This window comes from Nitrobacter sp. NHB1 (assembly GCF_036964665.1).
Lineage (GTDB): Bacteria > Pseudomonadota > Alphaproteobacteria > Rhizobiales > Xanthobacteraceae > Nitrobacter.
Genome location: NZ_JBAMDA010000001.1, coordinates 3163441 through 3190301 on the forward strand (window position 1 = coordinate 3163441; position 26861 = coordinate 3190301).

General features: G+C 59.2%; 28 protein-coding genes and 11 pseudogenes. 21 read left to right on the forward strand and 18 right to left on the reverse strand.

Going from position 1 to position 26861, the window contains the following annotated elements; all coding sequences use genetic code 11:
• Nucleotides 1-36: 36 nt before the first annotated feature.
• The 3 genes and pseudogenes from V4R08_RS14680 to V4R08_RS14690 all read left to right on the forward strand — a co-directional run.
• The gene (locus V4R08_RS14680; protein WP_335580031.1) at nt 37-1329 is read left to right on the forward strand and encodes a phospholipase D-like domain-containing protein; all 1293 of its coding nucleotides are present in this window, start codon (nt 37-39) and stop codon (nt 1327-1329) included.
• A gap of 81 nt (nt 1330-1410) precedes the next feature.
• Nucleotides 1411-1710: pseudogene (locus tag V4R08_RS14685) on the forward strand (ABC transporter permease subunit); the annotation flags it as partial.
• Nucleotides 1711-1758: 48 nt separating this feature from the next.
• Nucleotides 1759-1984: pseudogene (locus tag V4R08_RS14690) on the forward strand (IS256 family transposase); the annotation flags it as partial.
• Nucleotides 1985-2207: 223 nt separating this feature from the next.
• Here the strand turns inward: V4R08_RS14690 and V4R08_RS14695 are convergent.
• Nucleotides 2208-3138, reverse strand: a pseudogene (locus V4R08_RS14695) (IS701 family transposase); the annotation flags it as partial.
• A 159-nt stretch (nt 3139-3297) separates the two neighbouring features.
• On the opposite strand from V4R08_RS14695, the pseudogene V4R08_RS14700 reads away from it, so the two are divergent.
• Nucleotides 3298-3440, forward strand: a pseudogene (locus V4R08_RS14700) (IS5/IS1182 family transposase); the annotation flags it as partial.
• A 926-nt stretch (nt 3441-4366) separates the two neighbouring features.
• Here the strand turns inward: V4R08_RS14700 and V4R08_RS14705 are convergent.
• A complete protein-coding gene (locus V4R08_RS14705; protein ID WP_335580032.1) occupies nt 4367-4507 on the reverse strand; it encodes a hypothetical protein in 141 nt (46 codons plus the stop codon).
• Between the two features lie 380 nt (nt 4508-4887).
• Here V4R08_RS14705 and V4R08_RS14710 point away from each other — a divergent pair.
• Together V4R08_RS14710 and V4R08_RS14715 are read left to right on the forward strand one after the other, a co-directional pair.
• Nucleotides 4888-5172, forward strand: a pseudogene (locus tag V4R08_RS14710) (transposase); the annotation flags it as partial.
• Nucleotides 5173-5366: 194 nt separating this feature from the next.
• On the forward strand, nt 5367-5780 hold the full coding sequence (locus V4R08_RS14715) for a transposase (protein WP_335580033.1): 414 nt from the start codon (nt 5367-5369) through the stop codon (nt 5778-5780).
• A gap of 106 nt (nt 5781-5886) precedes the next feature.
• On the opposite strand, the gene V4R08_RS14720 is transcribed toward V4R08_RS14715, so the two are convergent.
• Nucleotides 5887-6063, reverse strand: a complete 177-nt coding sequence (locus tag V4R08_RS14720) for a hypothetical protein (RefSeq protein ID WP_335580034.1) — start codon at nt 6061-6063, stop codon at nt 5887-5889.
• A gap of 472 nt (nt 6064-6535) precedes the next feature.
• Between V4R08_RS14720 and V4R08_RS14725 the strand changes: the two genes are divergently transcribed.
• Complete coding sequence (locus tag V4R08_RS14725) at nt 6536-6724, forward strand: hypothetical protein (protein ID WP_335580035.1); 189 nt, start codon at nt 6536-6538, stop codon at nt 6722-6724.
• Between the two features lie 626 nt (nt 6725-7350).
• Here the strand turns inward: V4R08_RS14725 and V4R08_RS14730 are convergent.
• The 4 genes and pseudogenes from V4R08_RS14730 to V4R08_RS14745 all read right to left on the reverse strand — a co-directional run bounded on the left by V4R08_RS14730 (nt 7351) and on the right by V4R08_RS14745 (nt 9391).
• Nucleotides 7351-7761: a DUF2237 family protein gene (locus V4R08_RS14730; RefSeq protein WP_335580036.1), complete on the reverse strand. Its 411-nt coding sequence runs from the start codon at nt 7759-7761 to the stop codon at nt 7351-7353.
• Between the two features lie 60 nt (nt 7762-7821).
• A complete protein-coding gene (locus V4R08_RS14735) occupies nt 7822-8169 on the reverse strand; it encodes a Vch_cass14 family protein (protein ID WP_335580037.1) in 348 nt (115 codons plus the stop codon).
• 310 nt (nt 8170-8479) lie between these two features.
• Nucleotides 8480-8638: pseudogene (locus tag V4R08_RS14740) on the reverse strand (ATP-binding protein); the annotation flags it as partial.
• Between the two features lie 498 nt (nt 8639-9136).
• The gene (locus tag V4R08_RS14745; protein ID WP_335580038.1) at nt 9137-9391 is read right to left on the reverse strand and encodes a hypothetical protein; all 255 of its coding nucleotides are present in this window, start codon (nt 9389-9391) and stop codon (nt 9137-9139) included.
• A 159-nt stretch (nt 9392-9550) separates the two neighbouring features.
• On the opposite strand from V4R08_RS14745, the pseudogene V4R08_RS14750 reads away from it, so the two are divergent.
• Nucleotides 9551-9895: pseudogene (locus tag V4R08_RS14750) on the forward strand (transposase); the annotation flags it as partial.
• A 255-nt stretch (nt 9896-10150) separates the two neighbouring features.
• Here the strand turns inward: V4R08_RS14750 and V4R08_RS14755 are convergent.
• On the reverse strand, nt 10151-11182 hold the full coding sequence (locus tag V4R08_RS14755; RefSeq protein ID WP_335580039.1) for an IS110 family RNA-guided transposase: 1032 nt from the start codon (nt 11180-11182) through the stop codon (nt 10151-10153).
• Nucleotides 11183-11250: 68 nt separating this feature from the next.
• Here V4R08_RS14755 and V4R08_RS14760 point away from each other — a divergent pair.
• Nucleotides 11251-11649 (forward strand): annotated as a pseudogene (locus tag V4R08_RS14760) (helix-turn-helix domain-containing protein); the annotation flags it as partial.
• A gap of 208 nt (nt 11650-11857) precedes the next feature.
• Here V4R08_RS14760 and V4R08_RS14765 read toward each other — a convergent pair.
• Nucleotides 11858-12298: a hypothetical protein gene (locus V4R08_RS14765; protein ID WP_335580040.1), complete on the reverse strand. Its 441-nt coding sequence runs from the start codon at nt 12296-12298 to the stop codon at nt 11858-11860.
• A 449-nt stretch (nt 12299-12747) separates the two neighbouring features.
• Here V4R08_RS14765 and V4R08_RS14770 point away from each other — a divergent pair, with 449 nt between their 5' ends.
• Nucleotides 12748-13029, forward strand: coding sequence for a DUF3551 domain-containing protein (locus V4R08_RS14770; RefSeq protein ID WP_335580041.1), 282 nt, complete (start codon nt 12748-12750; stop codon nt 13027-13029).
• Nucleotides 13030-13072: 43 nt separating this feature from the next.
• Here the strand turns inward: V4R08_RS14770 and V4R08_RS14775 are convergent, their stop codons facing one another.
• Nucleotides 13073-13309, reverse strand: a complete 237-nt coding sequence (locus V4R08_RS14775) for a hypothetical protein (protein WP_335580042.1) — start codon at nt 13307-13309, stop codon at nt 13073-13075.
• 84 nt (nt 13310-13393) lie between these two features.
• Nucleotides 13394-13594 (reverse strand): hypothetical protein, encoded by a 201-nt coding sequence (locus tag V4R08_RS14780; protein ID WP_335580043.1) that lies wholly within the window; start codon nt 13592-13594, stop codon nt 13394-13396.
• Between the two features lie 248 nt (nt 13595-13842).
• Between V4R08_RS14780 and V4R08_RS14785 the strand changes: the two genes are divergently transcribed.
• Both V4R08_RS14785 and V4R08_RS14790 read left to right on the forward strand, forming a co-directional pair.
• A complete protein-coding gene (locus V4R08_RS14785) occupies nt 13843-14067 on the forward strand; it encodes a hypothetical protein (RefSeq protein WP_335580044.1) in 225 nt (74 codons plus the stop codon).
• Nucleotides 14068-14398: 331 nt separating this feature from the next.
• Nucleotides 14399-15091: a hypothetical protein gene (locus tag V4R08_RS14790; RefSeq protein WP_335580045.1), complete on the forward strand. Its 693-nt coding sequence runs from the start codon at nt 14399-14401 to the stop codon at nt 15089-15091.
• Between the two features lie 34 nt (nt 15092-15125).
• Here the strand turns inward: V4R08_RS14790 and V4R08_RS14795 are convergent, their stop codons facing one another.
• A complete protein-coding gene (locus V4R08_RS14795) occupies nt 15126-17198 on the reverse strand; it encodes a recombinase family protein (protein WP_335580046.1) in 2073 nt (690 codons plus the stop codon).
• Nucleotides 17188-17406 (reverse strand): hypothetical protein, encoded by a 219-nt coding sequence (locus V4R08_RS14800; protein ID WP_335580047.1) that lies wholly within the window; start codon nt 17404-17406, stop codon nt 17188-17190. The genes V4R08_RS14795 and V4R08_RS14800 overlap by 11 nt, the downstream gene beginning before the upstream one ends.
• Before the next feature lie 513 nt (nt 17407-17919).
• Between V4R08_RS14800 and V4R08_RS14805 the strand changes: the two genes are divergently transcribed.
• From V4R08_RS14805 to V4R08_RS14820, 4 genes and pseudogenes are all read left to right on the forward strand, one after another.
• Complete coding sequence (locus V4R08_RS14805) at nt 17920-18351, forward strand: hypothetical protein (RefSeq protein ID WP_335580048.1); 432 nt, start codon at nt 17920-17922, stop codon at nt 18349-18351.
• Between the two features lie 81 nt (nt 18352-18432).
• Entirely contained in the window at nt 18433-18678 is a 246-nt protein-coding gene (locus V4R08_RS14810) for a hypothetical protein (RefSeq protein WP_335580049.1), read from the forward strand.
• Nucleotides 18679-19141: 463 nt separating this feature from the next.
• Nucleotides 19142-19318, forward strand: a pseudogene (locus V4R08_RS18335) (DsrE family protein); the annotation flags it as partial.
• A gap of 65 nt (nt 19319-19383) precedes the next feature.
• Complete coding sequence (locus V4R08_RS14820) at nt 19384-20208, forward strand: IS5 family transposase (protein WP_335580050.1); 825 nt, start codon at nt 19384-19386, stop codon at nt 20206-20208.
• A 206-nt stretch (nt 20209-20414) separates the two neighbouring features.
• Here V4R08_RS14820 and V4R08_RS14825 read toward each other — a convergent pair.
• Both V4R08_RS14825 and lpxD read right to left on the reverse strand, forming a co-directional pair.
• Nucleotides 20415-20669: pseudogene (locus tag V4R08_RS14825) on the reverse strand (transposase); the annotation flags it as partial.
• A 45-nt stretch (nt 20670-20714) separates the two neighbouring features.
• Nucleotides 20715-21755 (reverse strand): UDP-3-O-(3-hydroxymyristoyl)glucosamine N-acyltransferase, encoded by a 1041-nt coding sequence (gene lpxD, locus V4R08_RS14830; protein ID WP_335580051.1) that lies wholly within the window; start codon nt 21753-21755, stop codon nt 20715-20717.
• Between the two features lie 220 nt (nt 21756-21975).
• Here lpxD and V4R08_RS14835 point away from each other — a divergent pair, with 220 nt between their 5' ends.
• From V4R08_RS14835 to V4R08_RS14845, 3 genes are read left to right on the forward strand one after another with little or no spacing between them, the layout of a single operon-like run.
• Nucleotides 21976-22686 carry a class I SAM-dependent methyltransferase gene (locus tag V4R08_RS14835; RefSeq protein ID WP_335580052.1) on the forward strand — a complete coding sequence of 237 codons (711 nt, stop codon included), beginning with the start codon at nt 21976-21978 and terminating at the stop codon, nt 22684-22686.
• A gap of 17 nt (nt 22687-22703) precedes the next feature.
• Nucleotides 22704-23066, forward strand: a complete 363-nt coding sequence (locus V4R08_RS14840) for a class I SAM-dependent methyltransferase (protein WP_335580053.1) — start codon at nt 22704-22706, stop codon at nt 23064-23066.
• Nucleotides 23048-23203, forward strand: a complete 156-nt coding sequence (locus V4R08_RS14845; RefSeq protein ID WP_335580313.1) for a hypothetical protein — start codon at nt 23048-23050, stop codon at nt 23201-23203. The genes V4R08_RS14840 and V4R08_RS14845 overlap by 19 nt, the downstream gene beginning before the upstream one ends.
• 129 nt (nt 23204-23332) lie before the next feature.
• Here the strand turns inward: V4R08_RS14845 and V4R08_RS14850 are convergent.
• Nucleotides 23333-23614: pseudogene (locus tag V4R08_RS14850) on the reverse strand (DDE-type integrase/transposase/recombinase); the annotation flags it as partial.
• A gap of 276 nt (nt 23615-23890) precedes the next feature.
• Here V4R08_RS14850 and V4R08_RS14855 point away from each other — a divergent pair.
• Both V4R08_RS14855 and V4R08_RS14860 read left to right on the forward strand, forming a co-directional pair.
• Complete coding sequence (locus V4R08_RS14855; RefSeq protein WP_335580314.1) at nt 23891-24328, forward strand: hypothetical protein; 438 nt, start codon at nt 23891-23893, stop codon at nt 24326-24328.
• Entirely contained in the window at nt 24262-24435 is a 174-nt protein-coding gene (locus V4R08_RS14860) for an integrase core domain-containing protein (RefSeq protein WP_335580305.1), read from the forward strand. Before V4R08_RS14855 ends, V4R08_RS14860 begins: the two co-directional genes overlap by 67 nt.
• Before the next feature lie 11 nt (nt 24436-24446).
• Here V4R08_RS14860 and V4R08_RS14865 read toward each other — a convergent pair whose 3' ends face one another.
• Nucleotides 24447-26519, reverse strand: a complete 2073-nt coding sequence (locus tag V4R08_RS14865; protein WP_335580054.1) for a recombinase family protein — start codon at nt 26517-26519, stop codon at nt 24447-24449.
• Nucleotides 26509-26727 (reverse strand): hypothetical protein, encoded by a 219-nt coding sequence (locus V4R08_RS14870; protein ID WP_335580047.1) that lies wholly within the window; start codon nt 26725-26727, stop codon nt 26509-26511. Before V4R08_RS14870 ends, V4R08_RS14865 begins: the two co-directional genes overlap by 11 nt.
• Nucleotides 26728-26861: the final 134 nt, after the last annotated feature.

Consider the following 26861-nt stretch of genomic DNA (forward strand, 5'->3'; position numbering starts at 1 on the left):
GGCGTGGGGTCGGCTGGAACGAGGGGAACTGGAGTAATGGTAGCGGACGGCCGCACCTTCGTCGTTGCTTCTGATGAAGCGCTTATCAAGCTGATCTTAGGGGCACGCAATCGTCTCGTGGTGATTGCCCCGGCGCTGACGCAAGCTGTCGCAGACGCGCTTTCAGAACGTCTACACGATCTGAACGACAGGGTAACGATCATTCTGGATTCCGATCCCGAAGTGTATCGTCTCGGCTTCGGTGACCAGGCCGCTTTGGACAAGATTCGCGAAGTCAGTGCCGATAGCCATGTCGGTCTTCGCGAGCAGCGGGGTGTACGGATCGGCGTTGTGATCGCCGATGATACGACAATGGTCTTTTCGCCGGTCTCAAGGAACATCGAGGCGGGCTCAACATCGATGGACAAGCCGAATGCAATCGTGCTGTCTGGCAATGCTGCCAATCGCCTCGCTACGGCGGCTGGATCAGATAGCCGTGACGATGCGCCCCCGGGGGAAGTCGGAACAAAGGCTCTTGATGCAGCCAAGGTGCTCGCGATGCAAGCAGACCTGAAGGCAAATCCTCCAAAACCGTTCGACATCACGCGCAAGATGAACGTTTTCTCATCAAGAGTTCAATACGTTGAATTCTCAGCGTCGAACTACCGGTTGACCACCAGGCAAATACCATTGCCGCCAGAGCTCATCGACGTCGATGACGCCGATCTAAAAAATCGGATCAATAGCCGGATTCGTCCACCATTCGATGGCATCGGAAAATTGGCGATCAGGATCGAAAGCGGCGGAAAATCAGAGTCAATCCAGGTCGACGATACTTGGCTCAAAAATGAAAGAAAGCGGATCGAAGACGAGTTTACCTTTCAGATAAACAATTTTGGACGGGTGATCCTTTACGGCGACCGGGAAGCATTCGACAACGCAACGTCTAGGTTTAAACAAATTATCGAAGCGTATCAAAAGGCGCTAAGCAAGAAACTTGTCGAGGAAAAAACCGCCTTCGAGGAACGAATCGTAGAGGAGTTTTGGCGCAGATGGGAAAACAATCCGCCTAAGTATTTTGCGCGATGGAACCTGGAAACCAGCTCTGAAAATATCAGACGTGAACTGGGGCGATTGGCCGAAGAGCTTTTCAAAAGCGCAATTTCGTTTGAGGCGCCAGTCATCAAGATTCTCTACAAGAACGTCGCGCCGGAGAACATTCGAGATTCCAGTTTTCTGGAATCGCTCCGGCGAATAATGATCAAGCGGCGGGTGCCGCCGACGATTATCGATACGCTGTTTGAGTCAGGTGAGGCCGCACCGGAGAGCGGTGCGTTTTTTGGTCGATAAGAAATGGCAGGTCCCCAAAACCCACCCAGCTTTGTCGAACTGAGCGCAAAAGGCGGCGTGGGATAACGGCTATCGGTTGGAATGCGGCGTCGACCAACTGTCGCAGATAACAATGCGTATGGGACGCAGCACATCATCTCGAAAGGGGCAATCCTGAGTTCCGGGCACCAAATGGCGGTTGGTCATCCCGGCATGCTGTTGCTCGGCATAGTCGTGCTAATGACGGCGTTGCGGATTATGGTGTTCTCGTCATTCGGCTACGCGCCGCGCAGCAAAACGATGGGTATCGACGACAAGCGGATTCAATGGACGGCGTTTGTGATCGCCGGAACGGCCGCGGGAATCGGCGGCGGGCTGTTTGCGTTTCTCAAGGGGATCGTCGGCATGGTCCGGTCTCTTCAGGCGCGCCGCGGCTGGCCAGCGAAATTCGCCACCCTCGCGACGGCCCGGCACAGGACGGTGGCACCAATGGGTTGGTTATCGTCAACGACTGCCAGGTTGATGGTGTTCAAGCTGCTCTGCGCCGCATCAAAGCGCCGCATCAAAGACCTGGCGGCGGCTCAAAGGCACATATCAGTTGCCGAAAGTCATCGCAGGTATCAGTTTCGAAGACGGCATCGAGGTCATCGAAGTGCTGGCAAGCCACACCGCCTGATCGCCTCGTCACCCAAAATCCCGCATAGCTCAGCTTTTGGCGGATGCCGAGCTGTTTAAGATCTCACCTGCGTGCTATGTCTTTTGTGTCCTAGCATTACAGTCGTAATTTGTATTGCGCGCTTTAGCGAGTTCTGACTCGATGCATCACCATGATTCGACATCAATCATGGACGACGGGCGTGTCGATCGAAATCGTATTCGTTTTCGCGCGAGCCGCTGCGCTATTCTGCGGATTTCCTGGACCGACCAACGGATGAGGTCTCGCGCGTTCGGATTGCGCGCGATGTGTTTTTTTGGGACGGCGCGTTGGCTTTTCGGCGAATGGCGGCCATCATGGCGAAGGTCAACATGACAAACGACACGTGACGATGCCAGCCATGCCAGGATCGCGTTTCATTGTGATCGAGGCCGAACTCGTTCTTGGCGGTCTCAAAGCTGTCTTCGATCGCCCAGCGATGTCCTTCGACGGCGACCAGCTGCTTGATGGACGTTCCGGCGGGACACCAGGTGGTGAAGTAGGCGAGTTCGCCATCGACGATATGGCGTCGGATCAGCAGGCCGCGCGTCCACAAGCCGCTCCTCATTGAACTCACCGGCGTCGAGATCGGCGAGTTCGAGATACGCCCAGTCATGCAGCCGCGGCCCCTTGGTTCCGCTGCCTGCCGACAGGCGGCGCCAATCGGTCGGCTTCAGCGCTTTGGCGATCTTTTCCGCCGAACCGCCGATCAGCCGCTTCCGGCTCCAGGATCCGAACCAGTGGTTGGCGGCAACGCCGAGCACATAGCCTTTGCCAGCCTGGCGCAAATCCCGCTCCATGTCGCCGACGCCATAGACCGTATCGCCTGCAACCCAGACGAATGGGACGCGCGCCGCAATGGCCCGCGCGATCATCTTGGCCGCGAGCCGCGGTTTCGTCGAAAATCCGACATCGCCTGGCGCATGCGCGGCTTTCAGGCGGCGCGGATCGTCCGTCTAGCTCTTCGGCAGATAGAGCGCGCGGTCCATGAAGGCATGACCGTGACGCGACACATAGGCCGCGAATACCCCGATCTGGCAATTCGTGATCTTTCCGGCCGAACCGGTGTATTGTCGCGCCACTCCGCAGGAGGCTTTGCCCTGCTTCAGAAAGCCGGTCTCGTCGACGACCAGCAACCTGGCTATGTCATCGCATGGTCGCTGTGGCGACGCGCTCACCAGGCCGTCGCTCAAAAAACCCACATCAAACAAAAATTACGACTGTAATGCTAAGGAAGCTCTGAACAACTTGGCGACTATAGCACTCTTCGATCATTGATTCGGGGAGGCGCTCGGATGGGCCAGCTGAGTTTCGCGTCGCTCGATTATGCGGCCAAGAAGAAGCGCACGAAGCGAGATGTGTTTTGGCTGAGATGGCAGGCGTGGTGCCTTGGGTCGCGCTCGAAGCTTTGATCGAGCCGCATTATCCCAAGGCGGGTCCGAGTGTCGGTCGAGGTGTAGATGTCACCGCCGCTGACGGCCGCCGCAAGCTTGCTGCCGTCGCTCGATGAGGCGATGCTGGTCCAACTCCGTGAGCCTGCAGCCGTTTGGTCGGTCCAGGTATAGCTGCCGGTGCAGGCACTGGCGCATGCCGTGGTCGCCCAGGGCAGCCAATTGGTGCCGTTGCACGTCGCATAGTATGGCGCCCCGCCACTGAAATACTCACGCCCTCCCGCGCGGCCTGCCACGCAGGTGCCGCTGGGCGTGCCGCAGCTTGGATTGACCCACACCGATCTGTTGCAGAAATACTGCTCATTGCCAAAGCGATCGACTTGGCCGCCGCGGCCGGTGCAAGTGGTGTCGCTGACGACGCCGGTGATGCTGACGTAACCGGCCGCCGTGCAAAGTCGGATGGTGCTGCCGTTCCAGTGAAGGCCGCCCGGGCACCGCATTCGGGCTAATACAGGGGCCAACGGCAGCCCAGGCTGGCAGCGCTGACAAAACCAGCAACGCGAGCAGCGCGCGCATCATCAGTTATTGGTGCCGGGCGGATAGGTCTTCGAGTCATGCGGCGGAAAATCCGCAGCGCTCGCGCAGACAAGCGTTGCAAAAATAAAGAATAATGAGCGCACCTTCATGCGTCGAAGGTGCGCGCGGGCTATGTTGTCCGCAACGCTGCTGCCTGAACGATGGGCACTAAATTCTGAAAGGCTTTAAGGGGTAACTGCTCAATGTAGCACGGAGCCATCAAGCCAGGCTACGAACACGCGCTCGCCCGCAAGGCCTTAGGCGGCGGTCGGCCGGATTGATACGGTGTTGGCGGCGATGAGTTGTCACAGGTGTGTGCTGGCGGCTGCTCCGTGGCCTACTTTGTCACCGCCGTACACATCCTGAGCTGATTTCTAAACAAATATGCCGGCTGCGATTATCCCACGAATATGCCGACTGCGATCATCCCAACGACAATGAGACCAAGACCTCCGATCAGCATCGGCACCAAAGTGTCAGCAGGATCGAACGATGGTACATCGACATGGAACTGATTGTATCTGTTAGCTCTGTTCATCATACCTCTCCTTTGTGAAAGACCGCTCCTTGCGGTTGCCAAGACATTGTGTTCACGGCTGAACCATTCGACTCTTTCTGGCATTGCTGCTCCTTCAGTCGCGGATCACGATCGGCGAGGCAGGATCGCGACCTATCCTGCCTAAGCCTTGCTGCGGCTAGCCGAGACACCGACGCCGCACGTTCGGGGGTTGCTCTTAAAGATGCATTTATAATGTATCTTTATCCGCGTCGACCGCAACCGAAACCCCAGCGATGCGGTGACAACTTCCTGTGACTGAGTGCTAAGGAAGCTCTGAACAACTTGGCGACTATGGCACTCTTCGATCATTGATTCGGGGAGGCGCTCGGATGGGCCAGCTGAGTTTCGCGTCGCTCGATTATGCCAACGACCGCGAACAACGACAGGCGGAAGCAGCGGGCGTTCTGTGGGCCGTGAAGGCGAAAGCGAAGCCCGGACGCCCCCTGTCTATATCGCAACGCCGGCGCAATCGCCGCTTCGGAAAAATCCGTGCCAAGGTCGAGCACGTGTTCCGGGTGATGAAATGCCAGTTCGGCTATCGCAAGGTTCGCTATCGCGGCATCGCCAAAAACGGCGCACAGGTCTTCGGGTTGCTCGCGCTCGCAAACCTATTCCTTGCCCGCAGGACACTTGCGTCCGCTTGACAAAGTCGCCGGGCGAATGCCACCCGCGGCAGGTGCAAACAAAGAACCCTTCACCGCCAACGCAAACCTGTTGCGACTGCTTCAGAAAAAGTCACGTTGCTCAGAGGTTCCCTAAGTGGCCGTTTCGAAAAGGGTTGAGTGGCTGAAGTCCGAGTGATTCCAAGGTGATTGCTGATTCCCACTTTGGAGCCTTCATGTGGACCCCTGCCACTCGCGAGAAGTATAGCTGCCACACATTGCGCTACCAGAGCGATGTTACCGATCAGGAATGGCTGGTGATCGAGCCGCTTTTTCCAAAGCCGAAGACCAGAGGACGGCGATGGCGCTGGCCGTTGCGCGAGATCGTCAACGCGATTTTCTATGTCATGCGGTCGGGCTGCACCTGGCGACTGCTTCCTGCGGACTTTCCGCCCTGGAGCACGGTCTATCGCTGGTTCCCCACGGCGAGCCGGAGAGGATGGATTGATGATCCCCCTCCGTGCCATCCTGATCCCGCTGGCCGCGGCGGCGCTGATCGTCCTGGCCGGCTGCGGTCCATCCGACCCGACCGAGTCCGACATGGCGGGATGCGCGGTGCGCGGTGGCGGTCCACCGATCTCAAGTCGTGAGGTCGCTGACTGTGCGGTTGATCGCGCGGAGATAGAGCGGGGGCGCGAGCGCAAGTAATCCGTGCCGGACGGAATCCGGTAATCCTCCGCGAGCTTGCTTAGAAGCTCATTTTTGCGGTTGAGGCTGTGTTACGGCGTTCGGCGCATTATCGACTGACTTCGGATGCGTGCCGCGCCCAGTGTAGAAAACGGAAAAACTGAGCAGCAGCACGAGGATTGCGCCGCCGATGGCCCAGCCGATGTAAACGCGAGTTATACTGGCCATTTTTCTGGTAACTACCATGCTATGCTCCATTCCTGTTCCATGACGCGTTCGGCCTTGTGCCAAGATTCGATATTCTCCGGTCTAGGCCATGCTCCGCCACAAAGCCAATGCGGCGCTGGTTGATGATTTTGGAGAGGGGTGATGTCATAGCAGCGGCCTCAGAAATCCGAAGTGGGTTTCGCTGCCGAAGCTCGACGTCGACATTTCGGTGTGACGGCGCGTCCTCTTCCCGGGGTTCAACACTGTCATCTTGCACCACGGCATCGCGTCCGGATCGACGGGTACAATCACCTCGTCCACACGCATGCGCCGCCCATCACGCGCGATCCACTCTGAGCCAATATCAGGTATCATCCTCTCTCCATCCTAGTCCGAACCGGAGGCGGTGTCAGGGGCGTTAGTGGCGCGGGAACCGATACGCCGGCCGGTCCATTGACTCACTCACGGGGTAAGCCAGTCGCCGCGCGATCTGCAATCGAAGGATCAGTCCATGACATCAGATTTGAAGTACGGCCCCGGAGGACAACTCGACGACGGCAAACCGCGCTTGTCCGAGGATGATATTCAACGGAATCAGTTCGGGCCTCGCGGAGTCCTGGGGAAACCGGATCCCGCCAAAATGACGCCTCAGCGCGAGAAAAAGACGCCCAAGAATGTTGATCCCGGACATACCGCGTAGGGAGCGTCGGCCGTGTTCGTAATGGCAACAAAGGCCGCATAAAAATCGCCACCGGAGCTGAATAAGTCCGGGAGACCTTCAGGCAGCCTCAGGACGAAGCCCGGCAAACGGCCAAGGCATTCCTCGATCGTTGGCCGGCCGCGACATGTCAGAGGTCGAATCCTAGCGGGATCTGCCCAGCGGCGAGATCGAGTTCACGATGAAGCGGCTAAAGACCGCCGATTGACCTTGGCGTCCCCCTAGTCCCCCTTAGCATCGCGGCTCTTTGCCTCCTCTTGGGCGGCCCAATAACCCGCCTCAAGCGGTAACTTATCGAAGTCTGTGTTTCGGCGCGGGGTCTCGACCATGATCGGCAAGGGGGTCCCATCATTCCAACTCAACGAAATCAATGGGCTGAAGGGGTCTCCATGATGCCGATGGGGGTCATTTTTCGATCAGCATTCACACATGGCCGCAGAATAACGTAAGCGTCGCGCGCGGGGTAGGGGTTAGCGTCTCGCCAGCCTAACGCCAGGGCCGCCGTCGATCGATTGGCCATCCGCCAGGAAGATGATGCCAGCGGTTTCGAGGGCGGCGCGTGGATAAGCGAGCAAGTCGTGTTGCTGCATCATGACCCCGTTGGGTGGTCACGCTAGATCCATTGCAAAGCGTTTGAGATCGGCGAGCGAGCAATATGTCAGCGCACCCTCATGAGTGGCGCGCAAGACCACTCGTGGCGCTTGGTTTGCTTTGAATGCTTCCTGCCAGCGGGGTGCACATAAGCACCACCGGTCACCGGGTTTCAGGCCTGGGAAACCGAACTCCGGCAATGGTGTCGAGAGATCGTTGCCGCGCGATTTAGAAAAACTGAGAAACCCGGCAGTCATCACGACGCAGACCGTGTGACTGCCTATGTCCTCTGTCCCAGTGTCGCAGCAGCCGTCCCGATAAAACCCCGTAATCGGTTTGATCGAACAGAGTTGAAGTGGCTCGCCGAGCACATTCCGACCTGTACGGCGCGGAGGGCCGCCCCCACTATCCCGATCGTCCCTTAGCATTGCCGCACCTTGCCTTCACCCCTGCATCTGGCACCGATCAAAAGCGGCGTCGATGGCAGCCTAAGACTTAAGCGTATCGAACGCAGAAATGATATCTGCGTACGGGGTCGCGTTCGAGAACGAATACAGGACCGCGCCATCTGTGCTGTCCTTGCGAAGCTCGACGGTTCGTGCGGTGTGATTGTAAGAAAACGCGTATCGGATTCCGTTGAATTTCACCCAAAGGACGTTTTTCGTGTCGCCCTCTGAACCCATCGGCTCAATAGGATCGGCATCTTTTTTCCAGACGATCGCGCCCGTAAGAGCCAAAATCACACCATCCACGTTTCCCGGATGATGTTTCACCCGACCCATTGCAGCTTCAAGGTAACTCTTTAACGCGTCGACGTCATTTACCTGAATCGCCATGTTCCGCTCTCTTTTGGAGAAGGATATTTGTCACACTGTTCGCAAGGTGATGCAAGCGGGCGCCACGCGGCGGCCTTATGCATTTTCGACCGAAGGAACCGGCGTCTGTCAATGGCGGTCGGAATCCGGGCCACTGCGGCGGCGTAAAACCAGGCCAGTTCGGGTGCGGCGGAGGCCGCTCGCGAAACGCGCTTTTCGATAGCGCCGTAGCGAGCGAGCGGTCGGTGGGATTTGGTCGGCTGGTTGCGGCTTAGACGATTGCCGGATCGACTGCAGGGGCATCGACTTGATTGTCTGTTTCGGCGATGGCCTAGTTTTGCCCCGCCGCGTTGGTCGAGGTGGCTGCTCGGCGGCGGCCGGCGGATTGCTTGAGGCGGTAGCTGTCGCCGTTCATGTTCAGGATATGAGGGTGGTGGGTCAGCCGGTCGAGCGGCGCACCGGTGAGCCGCTCGGAACCGAACAACAGAGGCTGCCGCCATTCTCGACGGAGTGGTGTCTCATTTAACGGTCGTAAACCCGCGCCACGGCCTTGCGGGTCAGCGTCTCGAGCTCATGACACCGCGCTCGGGACATGGTCCGGCCTTCGTCGTTGTTCGATTAACCGACGCGGCCTTGAAGGCGCTAGAGGTGGTCCGCGAGCGCACCGGAGGCGAAGGTCTAATCTTCCCCGGCAGGCGACGCGGCAAGCCGATTAGCGACGTGTCGCTCGCGAAGGCGATTGCGCGCCACACTTAAAGAGCAGGCGACGACGCACGGCTTCCGTTCGACGTTCCGCGATTGGGCTGGCGACATGACGAACTTCCCGCGCGAGGTGTGCGAGCAAGCATTGGCCCATGCTGTGGCGGACGAAACGGAAGCGGCTTATAGGCGTTCGGATGCGTTGGTGAAGCGGCGGCGGTTAATGGATGAATGGGCAACGTACTGTGCCGGTGGCCGGAGTGTTCGGCACGGCTGACGTCTGAAGCCGTTAAGGCATTTCGCGCCTTGAGGCTGATGCCACGCCGCTATATATCGCCGCGTGGACCGCCGCGTCTTTTGCGGCTCTAATTTCGCGTGCGACTTTGAGCGCCCGGCGCAGAAACGGGTCTTCTGTCTCTTTGGTCAGAGTAATCAGCTTGTTGCAGTTGAGGCAATTAACCTGTGCTCCATCGCGGACGCGACTGGCATTCTCCCAGAAAATATGAGTGCAGGCCGGGCAGCGGATTTTCACCTTGTCATCCATGGCAATATCCCTTGTGAGAAAGGGTAGTGTTGCGCAACGGGATTACAAAATTCTGAAAAGGATCGATAGCAATGCATGTTCCCCGTCAGCCCCCTGAGACAAATTGAGGGGCTTTCCGAAGGGAGGATTTCTGGTTCATCGTAGCCGCAGGGAGCGAAGATGAGACAGAAATCCGGACCGGGTAAAGCGCCCGCAGAACAAGTGCTAAAGGACATCCGGCGCCAGACGCGTCGGCAGTATTCGGCGGAGGAGAAGATCCGCATCGTGCTGGAAGGACTGCGCGGTGAGGAGAACATCTCCGAGCTGTGCCGCCGGGAAGGCATCGCCGCCTCGATGTATGGCTGGTCCAAGGAGTTCCTGGAGGCTGGCAAACGCCGGCTGGCGGGCGACACTGCGCGAGCCGCAACGCCTGGCGAGGTGAAGGATCTTCGCCGTGAGGCCACCGCTTTGAAAGAGGTCGTTGCCGATCTCACCCTGGAGAACCGTCTGCTTAAAAAAACGTATGGCTCGCCCCGTCTGCAAGTGTTTTGTTAATTTGGCTGATCAATCTGCACCAACGTATCCGGTCTCAGGAACGTATCCTGGCCAAGATGGAGCTCCGCGCATTCCGATCCTCATAAGCATGACGGCGATTATCGCCATTTTTTTAATCAGGTTTTCGAAATGCCGTTCGACTGTCGGCCATCTTCACACTACCACCCACAGACATTCGAAGGTCTTGGACGTCTTATATGTTGAACAGTCCTCGACCGGTTGTGATTATGCAGGCTCTCTCACCGCCGCTGCCTTGAAAGCGGTACCGTTCCGCAGCACACACCAGATAATCCGCGCCATCTTGGCAGCCAGCGCGACGACGACCTTGTTGATATGCGCTCTTGCCAACAAATTCCGCAGCCAGCTTCCCAGGATTGTCTGGCCTTTTGACAGCGTCGGCAACGCTGCTCTGGCACCGTGGATCAGCATCTTTCGCAAGTAACTATTTCCTCTCTTGCTGATCCCCAAGAGTTTAGGCCGTCCGCCGGTCGTCATCTGACGGGGCACAAGACCAAGCCAGGCAGCAAGATCCCGACCATGGCCAAAGGCCTGCGCATTGTCGATCGCCGCCACGAAAGCTGTTGCGTTCAAAGGACCCACACCCGGGATCGTCACCAGAAGCCTGCATGCTTTGTCCGAGCGGGCATAAGCCTTAAACTCCTCATCAAACGCCGCGATGCGACGATCCAGATCGTGCCATTGACCTTGCATGTCCTCGATGAGGGTTCGGATTCTTGGGCTGACAGGAGCAATATCTGCGTCCATCAGCACCGCGAGGCTAGTTTCCAGCTTTCTGCGGCCTCGAGACATGATGATCCCACGCTCCAGCAAGATGGCCCGCAATTGATTAATGAGCGCTGTTCGCTCTGCAACAAGGCGATCACGCGCGCGATGTAATATCTGCATGTCGAGTTGTTCTTCGCTTTTCAGTTCAACGAAACGCATCGTTGGCCGGCTGGCGGCCTCGGCGATCGCCTCCGCGTCACGATCGTCGTTCTTCTGCGCTTTGACGTAAGGACGAACATATTCCGGTGGCATTAGCCGTATCTCATGCCCCTGTTTCTGAAACAGGCGTCCGAGATGATGAGCCCCACCACAAGCCTCCATTGCAACCACACAGGCCGGCAGGCCCGAAACGAATTTAATTACGCTCTCACGCCGCACGCGACGGCGCAGGAGAACGCGCCCCGCGTCGTCGAGACCTGCCATGCTGCAGCTATTCTTCCCGAGGTCGATACCCAGAATTGCGATCTGCATTGCTCTACTCCTATGCTTGATGGATCCTGAGCATCAATGCGCCAGGAAGGAGGGGCGAGCCATTCCATAAGTATGAGCGGGGATGGGGAAGACCAGGCATGAGATATCCCGCATCCGAGAAGGCCGAGATCATCGAGCTGGTCGAGCAGTCACATCTACCGGCCAAGCGCACGCTGGACAAACTCGGCGTCCCGCGGGCCATATTCTACCGCTGGTATGATCGTTATTGTAATGGCGGGCCTGAAGCGCTGACTGATCATCGCTCACGACTGGACCGCGTCTGGAATCGCATCCCGGACGATGTCCGCCGCCAGATCATTGACCTGGCGCTGGAGCTTCCTGAACTCTCGCCGCGAGAGTTGGCCGTGCGGTTCACCGACGAGAGAAAGTACTTTGTCTCGGAGGCTTCGGTCTATCGGCTGTTGAAGGTCCATGACCCCATCACCAGCCCGGCTTATGTGGTGATCTATGTGAATCGGCGCCGGGGTTAGGCGCCGGTGTTGACCCCACCCCGGCGCGGGTTATGTCAACTGCGACAAGGAATTGTGGCCGATAGTTCACGGGGCCAAGTTCGGCGCCGATTAATAGCGGGGGATTGGCTTGGCGATGGAGTACGTCCAGAGCAGCCGAGATCGTCGAGGCCATGGCGCGCACGGCAAGCCACTCGCGCTGCTACTATGCCCGCTCGCGCCGCGCGGCAGCCGGCGCGCCTTGCGCCCGCATGGTGCCCGGCTCGGCCGCCGTCGCGCGCACCGCACCGTGCGGAAGCTGCAGCACGGTGGCGATCTGGCCTTCGACCAGACGGGTAAGCAGCACGATCTCGCCGTTGGCAAATTCGAGCGCGTCGTGATGCGCCGTCGGCTTGTCGAGCGCGACCTGGCGGAAACGCGCCACCCGCTCGCCGATCCGATGCTTCGGCATCAAGGGAAAGTTCGGCGCCGCCTTGACCTCGCGGTCGAACGCAATTTCCGTCCCCGGAAGTAGGCAAATCACGACGGCGGGCTCACCGATTTCGGTGAAACCGCACGTCATCGATGTGGGGAACCGGGTCGTTACCAGTCGCTGGCCGGCGGCGGCGGGACGAGAAGCAACGTGCTGCAAGCTGTAATCGCACATCAGAAGCCTCCATCGTGAGCCAGCCCCGATCTGCAGTCCTCAGCATACCCAACACCTTTGGCTGAACTAAGTTTCGGGCCGTCGGCGAAAACCGCTGCCGGGGCCGCAGTGGCGTCGAAGGCACAGATACAGATAGAGGCGGTGAAACGATGTCGGCGGTGAAGCTTGTCGCAATCGCTGCTCTCCTGCTGTTGACTGGCTGCGGTCCATCCGGCCCGACAGAGGTCGACATGGCGGGATGCGCGGTGCGCGGCGGCGGCCCACCCATCTCAAGTCGTGAGGTCGCCGACTGTGCGGTTGACCGCGCCGAGAGAGAGCAGCGTCGCGCGCGCCAGTAGGCCGCCGAGATTTTGGCTCCGGCGGGGTTTTTTATCTCGAGAATTTGATGGGAACGGACGCACTGTTTCTCCGTTGGGCCGTAACCGTTAGGCTGTAAAAGGAGAGGCGACATGAAAACAGTTCTCTCAGCAGTTCTGGCAATAGGAACACTGGTTAGCGCCAGCGCGCCAGCATTAGCTCAACATCGGACGTTGGCTCAATTTCGGGCGACGTTCGCTCAATATCCGGTGATCGCTCAATATGATGCCTACTGCTTGCAGGGCGAGGGTTGGGGCCAGCCCGGTGATTGCCGGTTCTCGACCTTTGAGGCATGCAGAGCGACAGCGTCAGGAATTGGCGGAACGTGCGATAGAAATCCGATGTCGAACGACTATCCTACTCCTGGGTGGTAGCACCGGCTTCAAAGTCCCCGTCAGTCCAGGCTGGCGGGGTTTTCTATTCAGGCCGCAAATGCGCCTCGATCAACTCCCGTGCCGCCTCGTAAACGCGTTGCACGGCGGGATCGGCGCCCTGTTGTATTTCGATCATCATCAGGGCGTTTTCATAAATCTCATTGGCATCCTGCTGAGTCAGGACGCCGCGATTGACCAGTGCCGGGATCAGTGCTGCAAGCACCGATGCCGAAACCAATTCGGACGCGGATACGGATTCGAGAGGATCTAGGTCTGGCATCCAGTGGACCCCGTGGGGTTAGCGGTCGCGGAATAGCCCGGAGAGAGACTATTGCCGGGGCCGGGTGCGCAAAGGAGGCGCCGGTCAACTTGTTTTCTTTGCAAGCACGTCCCGCTCGTTGGCCAGTCGCTCCAGTTCTTCCGTTTGTTGAGCGATCCTGTCTGACACCAAGGCATCGCTTTCAGCCCCTGACGTCGCGGCAGCCTGTTCAATCAATTGCCGGATATTGTCCCGGATGATGCCCATCCGGGCCTCGATCTCTGAGAGAACATGCGTTCCAGCCATCGGCGCTTCTCCGCATTTCGGCAGATCTTAGCTCATTTTTGGAGGTAAAATCCATGGGTGAGATCGTCGCTTTGCCTGACATCCGGCTTGAGCGGGACGCGCTGAGCGATAGCGGTGAGGCCGCATCAAAGCCCACCGTGCGGCGCCCAACCTGTTAGGCGAGTTGTTCTTGCGGTCACGTTGCCGCGTCCCCTATTGGCTGCTGATTTCGTGTTAATGTTCACCTAGGGCGGGTAGGAACTCGCAACATGAAAAAGCCGAGCAGAACAGCCGGAGAACTTGAAGCGTCGATCAAGGTAGAGATGGAAAACATTTGCGACCTGCCTACCGACATGACGATCTCCGTTCAGCCCGACGGCGACACATGGAAAGTGGTAATCTCGGAAGACGCTGCGGCTCTCGACCCGAGCCGTCGTCAGATGATCCTTCAGGTCGCCGAAGGACTCCGATGCGAGTTTGATTTGAAGGGGTGACTGCATCGCGGCCACCGCCGCCCGTCAGCACCAGCCCGGCCGGCATGCAGCGGTCGCCGCTGCACACGTAGCGGTGTGTCTGTCCCTGTCGCAAACTCAATCCGGCTGGCGGTTGATCGAGAATCGGGCGATGCTGCTGCCCGATGTTGGATCTGTGCAGACTGATCTTTGGAATGGTGATGGACCTGCTGCGGTCGCGGGTAGCGCTTGAGGCAGAAGTTCTGGTCTTGCGGCAACAAATCAATGTGCTGCGGCGAACCCGTTCCAGGAGGCCTCCTTCATCTCGATTGACCGTCTGATATTGGGAGGTATCTGCGGACTGTTTCCAAAAATGTATGATGTACTGGCGATCGTCCGACCGGACACCGTGATCCGCTGGCATCGTGCTGGTTTCAGATCGCATCGGCGCTGGGAATCGAAGCGTCGCTACGGTCGACCGGCCGTACCGTTGGAAATTCGCCGGCTGGTCCGCGAGATGAGCACCGCCAACCCGCTGTGGGGAGCACCGCGGATCCATGGCGAGCTGCTCAAGCTTGGCATCGAGATTGGCCAGACCAGTGTGGCCAAGTATATGGCGCGGAGGAGGGCCCCTCCGTCGCAGGGGTGGAAGACGTTCCTTCGTAACCGTGCTGACAGGATCGCCGCGATGGACCTGTTCGTCGTGCCGACAATCTTCTTTCGTCCTGTCTATGGGTTGCTGATCATGGGCCATGGCCGGCGGCAGATCCTGTGGTTTGGGGTCACCGCGCATCCGACAGCCGAATGGATCGCCAACCAACTGACGGAGGCGTGTGGCTGGGAGCAAATCCCTCGTTACCTGATCCGGGACCGCGATGGCGCATACGGCGAAATATTCATGCGTCGGGTTCGGTCCATCGGTATTCGAGATCGCCCGACGTCTCCTCGCTCACCCTGGCAAAACGCATACGCCGAACGGCTGAACGGATCGATCCGCAGGGATGCGTTGATCATATCGTGGTATTCGGCGAACGCCATCTGCGCCACGTGCTGCTCTCGTACATGAGCTACTACAATCCTGTTTCATAACACACATCTGTCTATGTGATTGGAGAGAAGAGGCTTTGCTGATCTGGATGCGATCCCGTGGGGTGATTTGGGTTTTGCCTCGCGCGACGAACGAGGCGCTGAGCCGCCGGTTTGCTGAGCGTTGATCGGCTGAAGATCCAAGGACCATCCGGCAGAGGATGACCCGCCTCGATCTCGCCCGCTGCGGCGGCGAGCCTAAGCGTCTTCGGTGCAATGCCGAGCAAACCCGCCGCCTTGTTCAGATTAAGCCATGGCTCGTTCCCATCCGGCGCCGGCCGAAAGACCGGGATCTTATGATGCGACCTGAGCGCGGTGACCCGCTCCCGTATCCAGCGATTGCCGTGGCCGGTCACCAGGCCGTTCCGGTTGAGAATGCCGGCGATCAGATCATCATTGGCGATGAGAACCAGTTGGCGGACGGCGGCCAGCATGTCGGCGGAGATGCTATTGCGCTGTCCGCGGCGGCGCCTCGGCAGGCGCAGTTCGGTATGAACGCCGCCCATCCAATGGGTCAGGAGAACGATCTCTGACGCTTCGTCATCGATATCGGCGACCACCTCGTGGATGACGGTGCGCACGATTCGCTTCTTGAGCCTCGCGTCGGTCGACGGCGCCGACCAGACCGCCTTGAGATCAGCGGCCAGCGCGGCGAGGTGGACTGGCGCCCGTGATGGTGCCGATGTCGCGGCATCATGCGCGGCAATCCTGATCTCGATCTCGCCGACACGTGTGAGCGCGCCGTTCCATCGCAACTCCAGTTCCGCCGCGATCAGGCGGTTCTGCGGATCGACGGCATCGTACTGCCGGAATGCCCGATCGGCGCTGTAGCGCGCCGCCTCGAGGTCGCGCACCAGCGCCTCACGAACCTGATCGCGGCGGTTGGCCGCTTGTGCTTCGGCCTCGACGGCCGTAGCTATCGCTCCCGGTTCGACAACCCGCAGAAGAGCTTCCTCGATGGCGTCGTCGACACGCAATCCTCCGAATGCGATGCAGCGTGGCTCGCCATTGTCGAGCGAACCCCGCCAACAGGAATAGCGCGGAATGTTATGCTTGGCGCCGGTGTAGCGAATCGTCAGCTTGCGTCCACAACGCCGGCAGCGGACAAGGCCGGCGAGCAAAGCGTCGCCGTGCTTCGGCGCTCCGTGATGTCGGCCTGTGGGCATGTTGTCGCGCACCATCTTGCGGATCGCCTCCGACCGCTCCCAGCTGACGTAACCCACATGGACGCCTGGGATCAGCGCCAGCCATTCGGCTCGCGCCTTACGACGGCGGCTGGGTCGGATCACGCCTGCTGCGTCATATCCTGTCGCGACACGACTCTTACCATAGGCGTAGGCGCCGCCGTAGATCGGGTTCTCGATCATCCGGTGGATGGTCGCATAATTGGGCCTGCGCCAGACCACGTCACCGTTGTTGCGCTTGGCGGGCAAGTCCAGCCCATGCTCGATGAACCAGAGCAGGGCTTGCCGGACACTGCCGAGCTCGGCGACCTTGTCGAAGACCAGAATGACGGCTTCCTGGACACGGCGATCGGGATCCTTCTCGAGCCTGTCGCCGACCTTCACAAAGCCGACCGGGGCCGCGACGATGAGTTCGCCGCGCCGGGCCTTCTCATAGCGGGCCGACAGGGAACGCTGGCGCAGAAGATCGAGCTCATACTCGTTGAGGCTGCCCTTCAATCCCAGCAACAGCCGGTCGTTGCCCTGACGCGGCGCATAGACCATCTCCTGATCGATCAGCACGGTATCGACGACGCGGCACATCTCGATCAGCTGCTGCCAGTCGCGGCTGTTGCGGGCGAAACGCGAGACTTCCCGCGCCGCGACCGCACCGACCTTGCCCAGGCAGACCTCGGCCACCATTCGATCAAAGCCGGCGCGCGCGACGCCGCCCGCCGCCGAGCGCCCGAGATCGTCATCGACCGTTTCGATGCGAGACCAGCCCAGCGCCGTCAGACGATCGCGCATCGCATATTGCAAGGCGCTGCTCTCGCGATTGTGGAGAACCTGATGGGCGGAGGACTGCCGGACATACAGGATCGCCTTGCGCTCCAGATGGTGCGGCCTGATCTTCTCAGACATCATGACGCATCTCCTCCCGTTCCCGAACGAGGTCGCCGTCGGCGTGGCCGAAGATCAGGCGGACCAGCAGCTTCGTCAGCGTATGGCGCGTCTCGGCGGGCAACGCCTGCCATTGCGGCGTCTGCGCCGCGGCGTAGGGCGGGTCGCAGAACAGATCGAACTGACGTGCATTGCTGTGAGGATGGCGATGAGCGGTAGGCGGGCGTGGCATGGACATCTCCCCGATTCGTGTCGTGAGAGCCCAATGCTGCGCTTGAATCCCGCAATTGCGATGGTGCGCCCGAAACGGACGTCACATCCTGCAGCAGCGTTGCCAAGGCGGTCAGCACCGCAATGTCAACATAGGGTGCGGCGCCGACACACCAGGCCGCCCGATCGAACATCCACGCCGGAATCTCCAGCCATCGCGCGGATGCCCGACCAATGAGGCTGCACCGGAAAACTTCTCCGCCAGCCTTCTCGATGACCTCATGAATATGGACCAGGCATCCGGCCCATGGATGCCACGGATAAAGAAGCTCGCGCTCCTCGGTCCCGTGGGCGTTCTGTCGTCGTGTTGTACAACGGCACGCGCACCCATTTGTCATTAAACAAGGACGCGCCGATGTCACGCGTCGCCGAGACAGCCGGACGCATTAGCTGTCGTCCGATTCTGGGCGGACTGCATCATCAATATACCCGGATTTGATTTGCGATAAGGACAACCGGCGCCAGAGGCCGTGTAATGGCCGGCTCTGCTACGCGGACCAGCTTCGCTGGCCTCACCAGCCATGGCGCCAAAACCGATCATGCACTAACATTCAACCCAGACCACCCGTGGGGGCGGACCATCAGTGGACGAACCAAAGGCGGAATAATGACTAAGAAGAGCAGTGAACGCCCGCAATCCGAGCCTGAAATTATCCTGCCAGGTAATCAACCCGATTCCGGCATTTGGGCCTCTAAGACGACGCACGGAACTCACCGTATCTATGTCACAAGGCTTGGCCCATTCGGGATCACCATTTTTGCTGCGGCAATCGGCGCAATTTTGATGCTAGCCGTCGTTCTTCTGCTTGGCTTCTTTTTGATCTGGATACTACCTTTAATAATGACATTGATCATCATTGCCGTCGTGATCCGTTTCTCGCGTCGAATTTTCACCAACAACAAATAACCGCATAAGGCGGCTGGACCTACCACATATCAAATCTGAGCATATTGATGGTGCAGTCTGCCCGGAATTGGATGGCAGATAATGCGTCCAGATGTCTCGGCGGCGCGTGACTTCGGCGCGTCTTTGATCAATGACAAATGGGTGCGCGTGCCGTTGTGGTCCCTGTCGCAAATCCCATCCGGGCGGTTATTGTGCAAACTGATCTTTGGGACGGTGATTGATCTGCTACGGTCGCGCGCCACGCTTAAGGCAGAGCGTTTAGGTGTGCCCGCGCAGGCAAGCGATGCTAGCACCGTCGCCGCTGCCGGATCAATTTCGCCGCAATAGGCACCCCTGCAGCGGATCAATGCCGCGCGGGCAGGGCGGTAGCTCCGGCCGCGCCAATCGTCCCCACGTGCCGTTTCTGGCGCGTTGCGCCGCTGTAAAATCTTCCGTGCTTCCCTATATCCGATAGAGTTCCACGCGAACGGTCATCCCGTCGCGTTTGATCTCCGCAGAAAGCGGTGAAGAGTCAACATCTGGATCGTCCGTTGGGTCATCGTCGGTTGGCATGGCGCCAGTTTAGCCGGTGATTTGTAAGCGCAATTTCTCGTTTCGATTTGCGGGTGCAAACCCGCGATCGGAACTTTCAAAAACTGGCATATCTCAGACCGCCTCGTGGCGGTCCCGGTTATTGCCGTTTTCGTATTCTGGATCTGCTGAAAAGCGATCGCATGAGCGTTACGGCAAACATTGCTTGCGCCCGCGGAGAAGAGTTTCATTATTGTCCATCCCTGAAAGGAGATACGACATGCGCTTTGTCTTTAGGGTAATAGCGGCTTGCACAATTCTGGCCGCGGCCTGTTCTTCCAGTTTAGCTGCGGATGCCAAGCCTCACCACGTCACAATCCAAGTGGACCAGAACGATCCGGCTATTATGAACATCGCGTTGAACAACGTCACCAATATCCTGGAAACATACAAGGAAAGCCTGTTTGGAAATTGGGCTAGGCGGGGATTCCGGTATCGCAGCGAATATGATTCACACTTGGGATGTGGACACGTAAGCAGCGAAGCCGGATGGCCAGGATCGCCCGAAAGACCAAGCGATATCCGTCTGATCTGACGGACGAGGAATGGGAACGGATCGCGCCGCTGATGCCGAAACCAGGACGCCGGGGCCGGCCGCGTGAAGTCGAATTTCGCGAAGTGATCAACGCGGTGCGCTATCTCGTGCGCTCGGGCTGCGGCTGGCGGATGCTGCCAGTGCATTTCGGTCACTGGCGGACGGTTTATGGCTGGTTCCGCGAGTTGGCGCGGCGCTTCCTGTTCCAGACGATCCATGACGTCGAACTGATGCTCGATCGGGAACGGCAGGGGCGCGAAGCAAGCCCGTCGGCTGCGGTGATCGACAGCCAGTCGGTCAAAGCCCCGCATAGCGAGACGCGCGGCTATGACGCCGGCAAGAAAATCGTCGGTCGAAAGCGCCACATCGCGGTCGACACGGACGGGCGATTGCTGATGGTCAATCTGACAACCGCCGACATCTCCGACAGTGCAGGCGCACAAGCGATCCTCGATGCGATCCGCAAACGCTGGCCGTGGGTGAAACATCTGTTCGCCGACGCCGCCTACGACCGACTGAAACTGATGGACAAAGCCGTCTATCTGCAGTTCGTACTCGAAATCATCCGACGCCGCGACGGGCAGAAGGGCTTCGAAGTCCTGCCGCGCCGCTGGGTGGTCGAACGAACTTTCGGCTGGATGATCCGCTGGCGCAGGCTCGTGCGTGATTACGAACGTCGCATCGATGTCTCAACCGCCATGATCCATGTCGCCATGGCCGGTGTCCTCATCCGCAGAAACGCTCATCCCTGATTTTCCAAACAGGCTCTTAGGACCGGGCCAATAAACATCGACGATATTTAACTTAGCGCGCCTCTAGCTTCACCGCAGGCTCCTTTGAATTCAATCAAACAAAATCAAACTCGACTGAAATAAAATCAAATGGCTAGAGACGGGGCAAGACTTAACGCTGGAGGAGCGATCCCAATGCGTCTCTATCTCCCTCTGAGCAGCATGATGACGGGACGCCCCTGACCGTCGCATACGGCGTGCAACTTCGAATTCAGGCCGCCCTTCGTACACCCGATACGACGGGGAACAGAGGAGGCTCCAGCGCACGAAGCGGTTATAGGTCTTGTGCGGGTCATACTCACGCGGCGCATCGCGCCAGCGCAGCCGTTCCTGATGACGAAGATGATGCCGCTGATCACCCGCCGGCCGTCAACCCTCGCAACCCCATGCGACAACGGAAAATAGGGTTCAATCCGGCGCATCTGCGCCTCCGGCAGCAACAACAGATACCCATCGATCCGCAACCACTATTTCGGTGCGTTGTCGCTTCGATGGGATTTTGCGATTCGCCCTAAGGCTGTGGTCTGTCTGTGAAACTGCCGGATTGGTACAGCGGGCGCGCCGCCAACCGTGATAAGAGGCGGCACGTCGCGCATCACCCCGCTACACGCCGCGATGCGCGCGCCGGATCCAATCACGATATGATCCGCTATCGCTGCTTGTCCACCAATCATCACGCCGTCGCCAAGGTTAGCGCTGCCAGCAATTCCGACCTGAGCCGCTATCACGCAGGAGAGACCGATTCTTGCGTTATGACCAATTTGCACCAAGTTATCGATCACGGTGCCCGCACCAATGACGGTGTCGCCAAGCCCGCCTCGGTCTATTGTCGTGTTGGCACCGATTTCGACATTGTCTCCGATAACGACGCGACCAAGTTGTGGTATGCGGATTGGTCCGCGCGGTCCTGGAGCAAATCCGAAACCGGCTGTGCCAATCCTTGCGCCAGCAAAGATTTCCACCCCATTGCCTATCAGCGCATGGCTGACCGAAGCGCCATCACCCACAATACAGCTATCGCCGAGTACGACGCCTTGCCCGATCACAGTATTGCAGCCGATCTGGCAGCGGGACCCCAATACAACGCCTGTACCTAAGACGGCGCTCGGCTCGATTTGGCAGTCGGCGCCGACTATCGCGTTACCGCAAACCGCGACTCTCATCCTGACCACGCTGCCTCGCACTGCCTCAGGATAGAACAACCACGCTACAGAAGCGTAGTGTAGGCGCGCGGTCTCGGAAAATATCAAACCAACACCTAACCGGGGAAATTTTTCGCTCAAGTTTCGAGTGGTAAGCACCGCGCCGGCTGCTGTCGTTATGTAAGAGGAATAGTATCGAGGGTCTACAAACGGGCTGAGATGTGTGATTTCGGCATCTTCGAGCGTCGCCACATCCGTGATGATTAGATTGCCCTTTGCCGCATCTCCCAGATGCGCTCCGATACGCTCTGCAATCTCAGCGAGGGAGAAAGGTCCGGCGCGCTGGAAGAAACGGGCATCGGGCATGTTGCGCGGTCCTTGTACGGCCCCAGCCTTGATAAGTTGACATAGTGTCATTGACGAGATCAAGGCTTAGAACCGCTGGGACGCGCGAACGTCGCCTCGAGGGCTTGATGAGTCTTTGAGAGCATTCTGCGGCGTGCTGCGAGATGACATTTAGCTAATGCAAAAAAGCGGACATTCCTATTTATTGCTATAGGGTTTGAACAACCGGGGAGATCGTCGGGTGTGGTTTCTATCCAATCTCTTGAGGCGCTTTATCCGCCAAGGCACCCTACGAATCCGCGATGCCGGCGGCAAGGTCCATGTGTTTGGCAATCGATTGCCAGGACCCGATGTCTCCATCGGCCTGCACAATCGTAATTTGTACATGAAGTTGTTCATCAATCCGGAGCTCTACGCCGCCGAAGCCTATATGGATGGAACGCTGACGCTGGAGAACGACACGCAGATTTACGACTTCTTGCTTCTGTTCTCGGTCAATCGAACGGCGCTTTATTCGTACGGCTCACAGAGACTGATGCGGCGGGTCTGGCGCGGCTTGCGGCGCTGGCATCAGGCCAACCCGATCGGGCTCGCGGCTGCGCATGCGCGCCATCACTACGACATCTCGACCGAACTTTATCGTCTGTTTCTCGACGATCAGATGCAATACTCCTGCGCCTATTCTCGCAATCTGGAGCATGACACGCTCGAACAGGCGCAACACAACAAGCTGATCCACGCCACCACGAAATTGCAATTAAAGCCTGGAATGACGGTAGCGGAGATCGGCTCCGGCTGGCGCGCCTTTGCCATTCATCTGGCGCGTGAGACCGGCGCCCATGTCACTGCGGTCAACGTCTCGCCGGAGCAGATCAAGGCGGCGCGCGGCTATGCCGAAGCCGCCGGGGTTTCCGATCGTGTTAGTTTCGCGAGTTGGACTACCGCAATCTGACTGGACAATTCGACCGTGTGGTTTCGGTCGGCATGATGGAGCATGTCGGAATTGGACATTTCGATGAATATTTTCGCAAGATTCGCGAGCTGTTGAAGGCCGACGGCTATGCATTCATTCACTGCATCGGGCGCATGTCGCAGCCGGGCACAACCGGGCCGTTCATCCGCAAGTACATTTTTCCGGGCGCCTATGTGCCGGCCCTGTCGGAAACGTTCGCCGCCACCGAACGTTGCGGACTATGGTGCGATGACGTTGAGGTTCTGCGATTGCACTACCGCTACACTGTGAAGCACTGGCGAGAGCGCTTTACCAAAAATCGAGCCAAGGCAGCGGCGATCTACGCTGAGCGATTTTGCGGATGTGGGAATTCTATCTAGCCGCCGTCGAACTGGAATTCTTGCATGGGTCGCACATGGTGTTTCAAATTCTGCTATCGATCAACCGTGGGGCGGTGCCGATCACCCGCGATTTTATGGTCGACGCCGAGCGTGCAGCCATGAAGACGGCCAGCTGAGTCACGCTGATGCGAGAACCTTCGCGCCACCGCTACCGCTCTGCTTTGAACCTCACCCCCAATTGCCGAACGCCTTGAGCGGAATCCCGTGCGCCTAGCAATACTCTCGCTGATATTATCTGCCTGCGGCTTGGCTCCGACAATGGCGATCCAATCGGAGCGCCTCGGCGACGAACTCAGGGCCGTTGTCTGAACGTATGTGCCCAGGGATGCCCCGCGAGACGCAGAGTGCTTCGATGACATCGGTCGGCTTGAGCTTCCGTGCGACACGGATGGCCAGGTCTCACGGGTGAACTCGTCGATGATGCACAACATCCGGAACGCCTTGCCATCGTGGGTGGGGTCAGCGACGAAGTCATAGGACCAGACATGGTTGGGCCGCGCCGGCCGCAGACGCCAGCTGGACGCATTATCTGCCATCCGATCCAGGGCGGACTGCATCATCAATATACCCGGATTTGATTTGCGATAAGGACACCCGGCCGCCGCAGAGCGTTTCTCGATTGATGGCCCGCCGTGGCGTATATGTCGGAAGTCGAGACATGGTGATAGCTTCCGGGCGGCGATATCGTATGAATGAAGCGGCTACGGAGCGCCAATTGACCGCAAACGGGGAGTAGCATTCCTTGTGTGTGCCGAAAACCTCATCCGAGTTGATGATGTGACGGAATCGCCTAGGCTGGTGGAATGATCGGGCTGCTCTGTTTCTCTCTGGCTGTCCTGGCCTCGCCATTCAAGTCGAATTTGCGACTTGAGGCTGAGAATGCTGTGCTGCTACATCAGTTGATTGTTTTGCGGCGCAAGCTGCGTGGCCGTGTTCGACTCGCAAACAGCGATCGCTGGTTCTTTGTCCAGCTGTATCGCTGGTTTCCGTCGATTCTGCAGGTTCTCACGATTATCCGGCCCGAGACGCTGGTGCGTTGGCATCGGGCTGGCTTTCGCCGCTATTGGCGCTGGAAGTCACGATCTTTGGGAGGGCGACCTCAGATCGAGACGGAGCTGCGCGCGCTGATCTGGCAGATGAGCATCGAAAATCCGCTTTGGGGCGCTTGCGCGCCATGGGCATCCGGGACAAGCCCACCGCACCAGCTTCACCCTGGCAGAATGGCTTTGCCGAACGGCTGATCGGATCGATCCGGCGTGAGTGTGTGGACCACATCATTATCCTGGGTGAGGTGCATCTGCGTCGAGTCCTGCAATCCTACGCCGACTATTACAATCCTGTTTCATAACACACATCTGTCTATGTGATTGGAGAGAAGAGGCTTTGCTGATCTGGATGCGATCCCGTGGGGTGATTTGGGTTTTGCCTCGCGCGACGAACGAGGCGCTGAGCCGCCGGTTCGCTGAGCGTTGATCGGCTGAAGATCCAAGGACCATCCGGCAGAGGATGACCCGCCTCGATCTCGCCCGCTGCGGCGGCGAGCCTAAGCGTCTTCGGTGCAATGCCGAGCAAACCCGCCGCCTTGTTCAGATTAAGCCATGGCTCGTTCCCATCCGGCGCCGGCCGAAAGACCGGGATCTTATGATGCGACCTGAGCGCGGTGACCCGCTCCCGTATCCAGCGATTGCCGTGGCCGGTCACCAGGCCGTTCCGGTTGAGAATGCCGGCGATCAGATCATCATTGGCGATGAGAACCAGTTGGCGGACGGCGGCCAGCATGTCGGCGGAGATGCTATTGCGCTGTCCGCGGCGGCGCCTCGGCAGGCGCAGTTCGGTATGAACGCCGCCCATCCAATGGGTCAGGAGAACGATCTCTGACGCTTCGTCATCGATATCGGCGACCACCTCGTGGATGACGGTGCGCACGATTCGCTTCTTGAGCCTCGCGTCGGTCGACGGCGCCGACCAGACCGCCTTGAGATCAGCGGCCAGCGCGGCGAGGTGGACTGGCGCCCGTGATGGTGCCGATGTCGCGGCATCATGCGCGGCAATCCTGATCTCGATCTCGCCGACACGTGTGAGCGCGCCGTTCCATCGCAACTCCAGTTCCGCCGCGATCAGGCGGTTCTGCGGATCGACGGCATCGTACTGCCGGAATGCCCGATCGGCGCTGTAGCGCGCCGCCTCGAGGTCGCGCACCAGCGCCTCACGAACCTGATCGCGGCGGTTGGCCGCTTGTGCTTCGGCCTCGACGGCCGTAGCTATCGCTCCCGGTTCGACAACCCGCAGAAGAGCTTCCTCGATGGCGTCGTCGACACGCAATCCTCCGAATGCGATGCAGCGTGGCTCGCCATTGTCGAGCGAACCCCGCCAACAGGAATAGCGCGGAATGTTATGCTTGGCGCCGGTGTAGCGAATCGTCAGCTTGCGTCCACAACGCCGGCAGCGGACAAGGCCGGCGAGCAAAGCGTCGCCGTGCTTCGGCGCTCCGTGATGTCGGCCTGTGGGCATGTTGTCGCGCACCATCTTGCGGATCGCCTCCGACCGCTCCCAGCTGACGTAACCCACATGGACGCCTGGGATCAGCGCCAGCCATTCGGCTCGCGCCTTACGACGGCGGCTGGGTCGGATCACGCCTGCTGCGTCATATCCTGTCGCGACACGACTCTTACCATAGGCGTAGGCGCCGCCGTAGATCGGGTTCTCGATCATCCGGTGGATGGTCGCATAATTGGGCCTGCGCCAGACCACGTCACCGTTGTTGCGCTTGGCGGGCAAGTCCAGCCCATGCTCGATGAACCAGAGCAGGGCTTGCCGGACACTGCCGAGCTCGGCGACCTTGTCGAAGACCAGAATGACGGCTTCCTGGACACGGCGATCGGGATCCTTCTCGAGCCTGTCGCCGACCTTCACAAAGCCGACCGGGGCCGCGACGATGAGTTCGCCGCGCCGGGCCTTCTCATAGCGGGCCGACAGGGAACGCTGGCGCAGAAGATCGAGCTCATACTCGTTGAGGCTGCCCTTCAATCCCAGCAACAGCCGGTCGTTGCCCTGACGCGGCGCATAGACCATCTCCTGATCGATCAGCACGGTATCGACGACGCGGCACATCTCGATCAGCTGCTGCCAGTCGCGGCTGTTGCGGGCGAAACGCGAGACTTCCCGCGCCGCGACCGCACCGACCTTGCCCAGGCAGACCTCGGCCACCATTCGATCAAAGCCGGCGCGCGCGACGCCGCCCGCCGCCGAGCGCCCGAGATCGTCATCGACCGTTTCGATGCGAGACCAGCCCAGCGCCGTCAGACGATCGCGCATCGCATATTGCAAGGCGCTGCTCTCGCGATTGTGGAGAACCTGATGGGCGGAGGACTGCCGGACATACAGGATCGCCTTGCGCTCCAGATGGTGCGGCCTGATCTTCTCAGACATCATGACGCATCTCCTCCCGTTCCCGAACGAGGTCGCCGTCGGCGTGGCCGAAGATCAGGCGGACCAGCAGCTTCGTCAGCGTATGGCGCGTCTCGGCGGGCAACGCCTGCCATTGCGGCGTCTGCGCCGCGGCGTAGGGCGGGTCGCAGAACAGATCGAACTGACGTGCATTGCTGTGAGGATGGCGATGAGCGGTAGGCGGGCGTGGCATGGACATCTCCCCGATTCGTGTCGTGAGAGCCCAATGCTGCGCTTGAATCCCGCAATTGCGATGGTGCGCCCGAAACGGACGTCACATCCTGCAGCAGCGTTGCCAAGGCGGTCAGCACCGCAATGTCAACATAG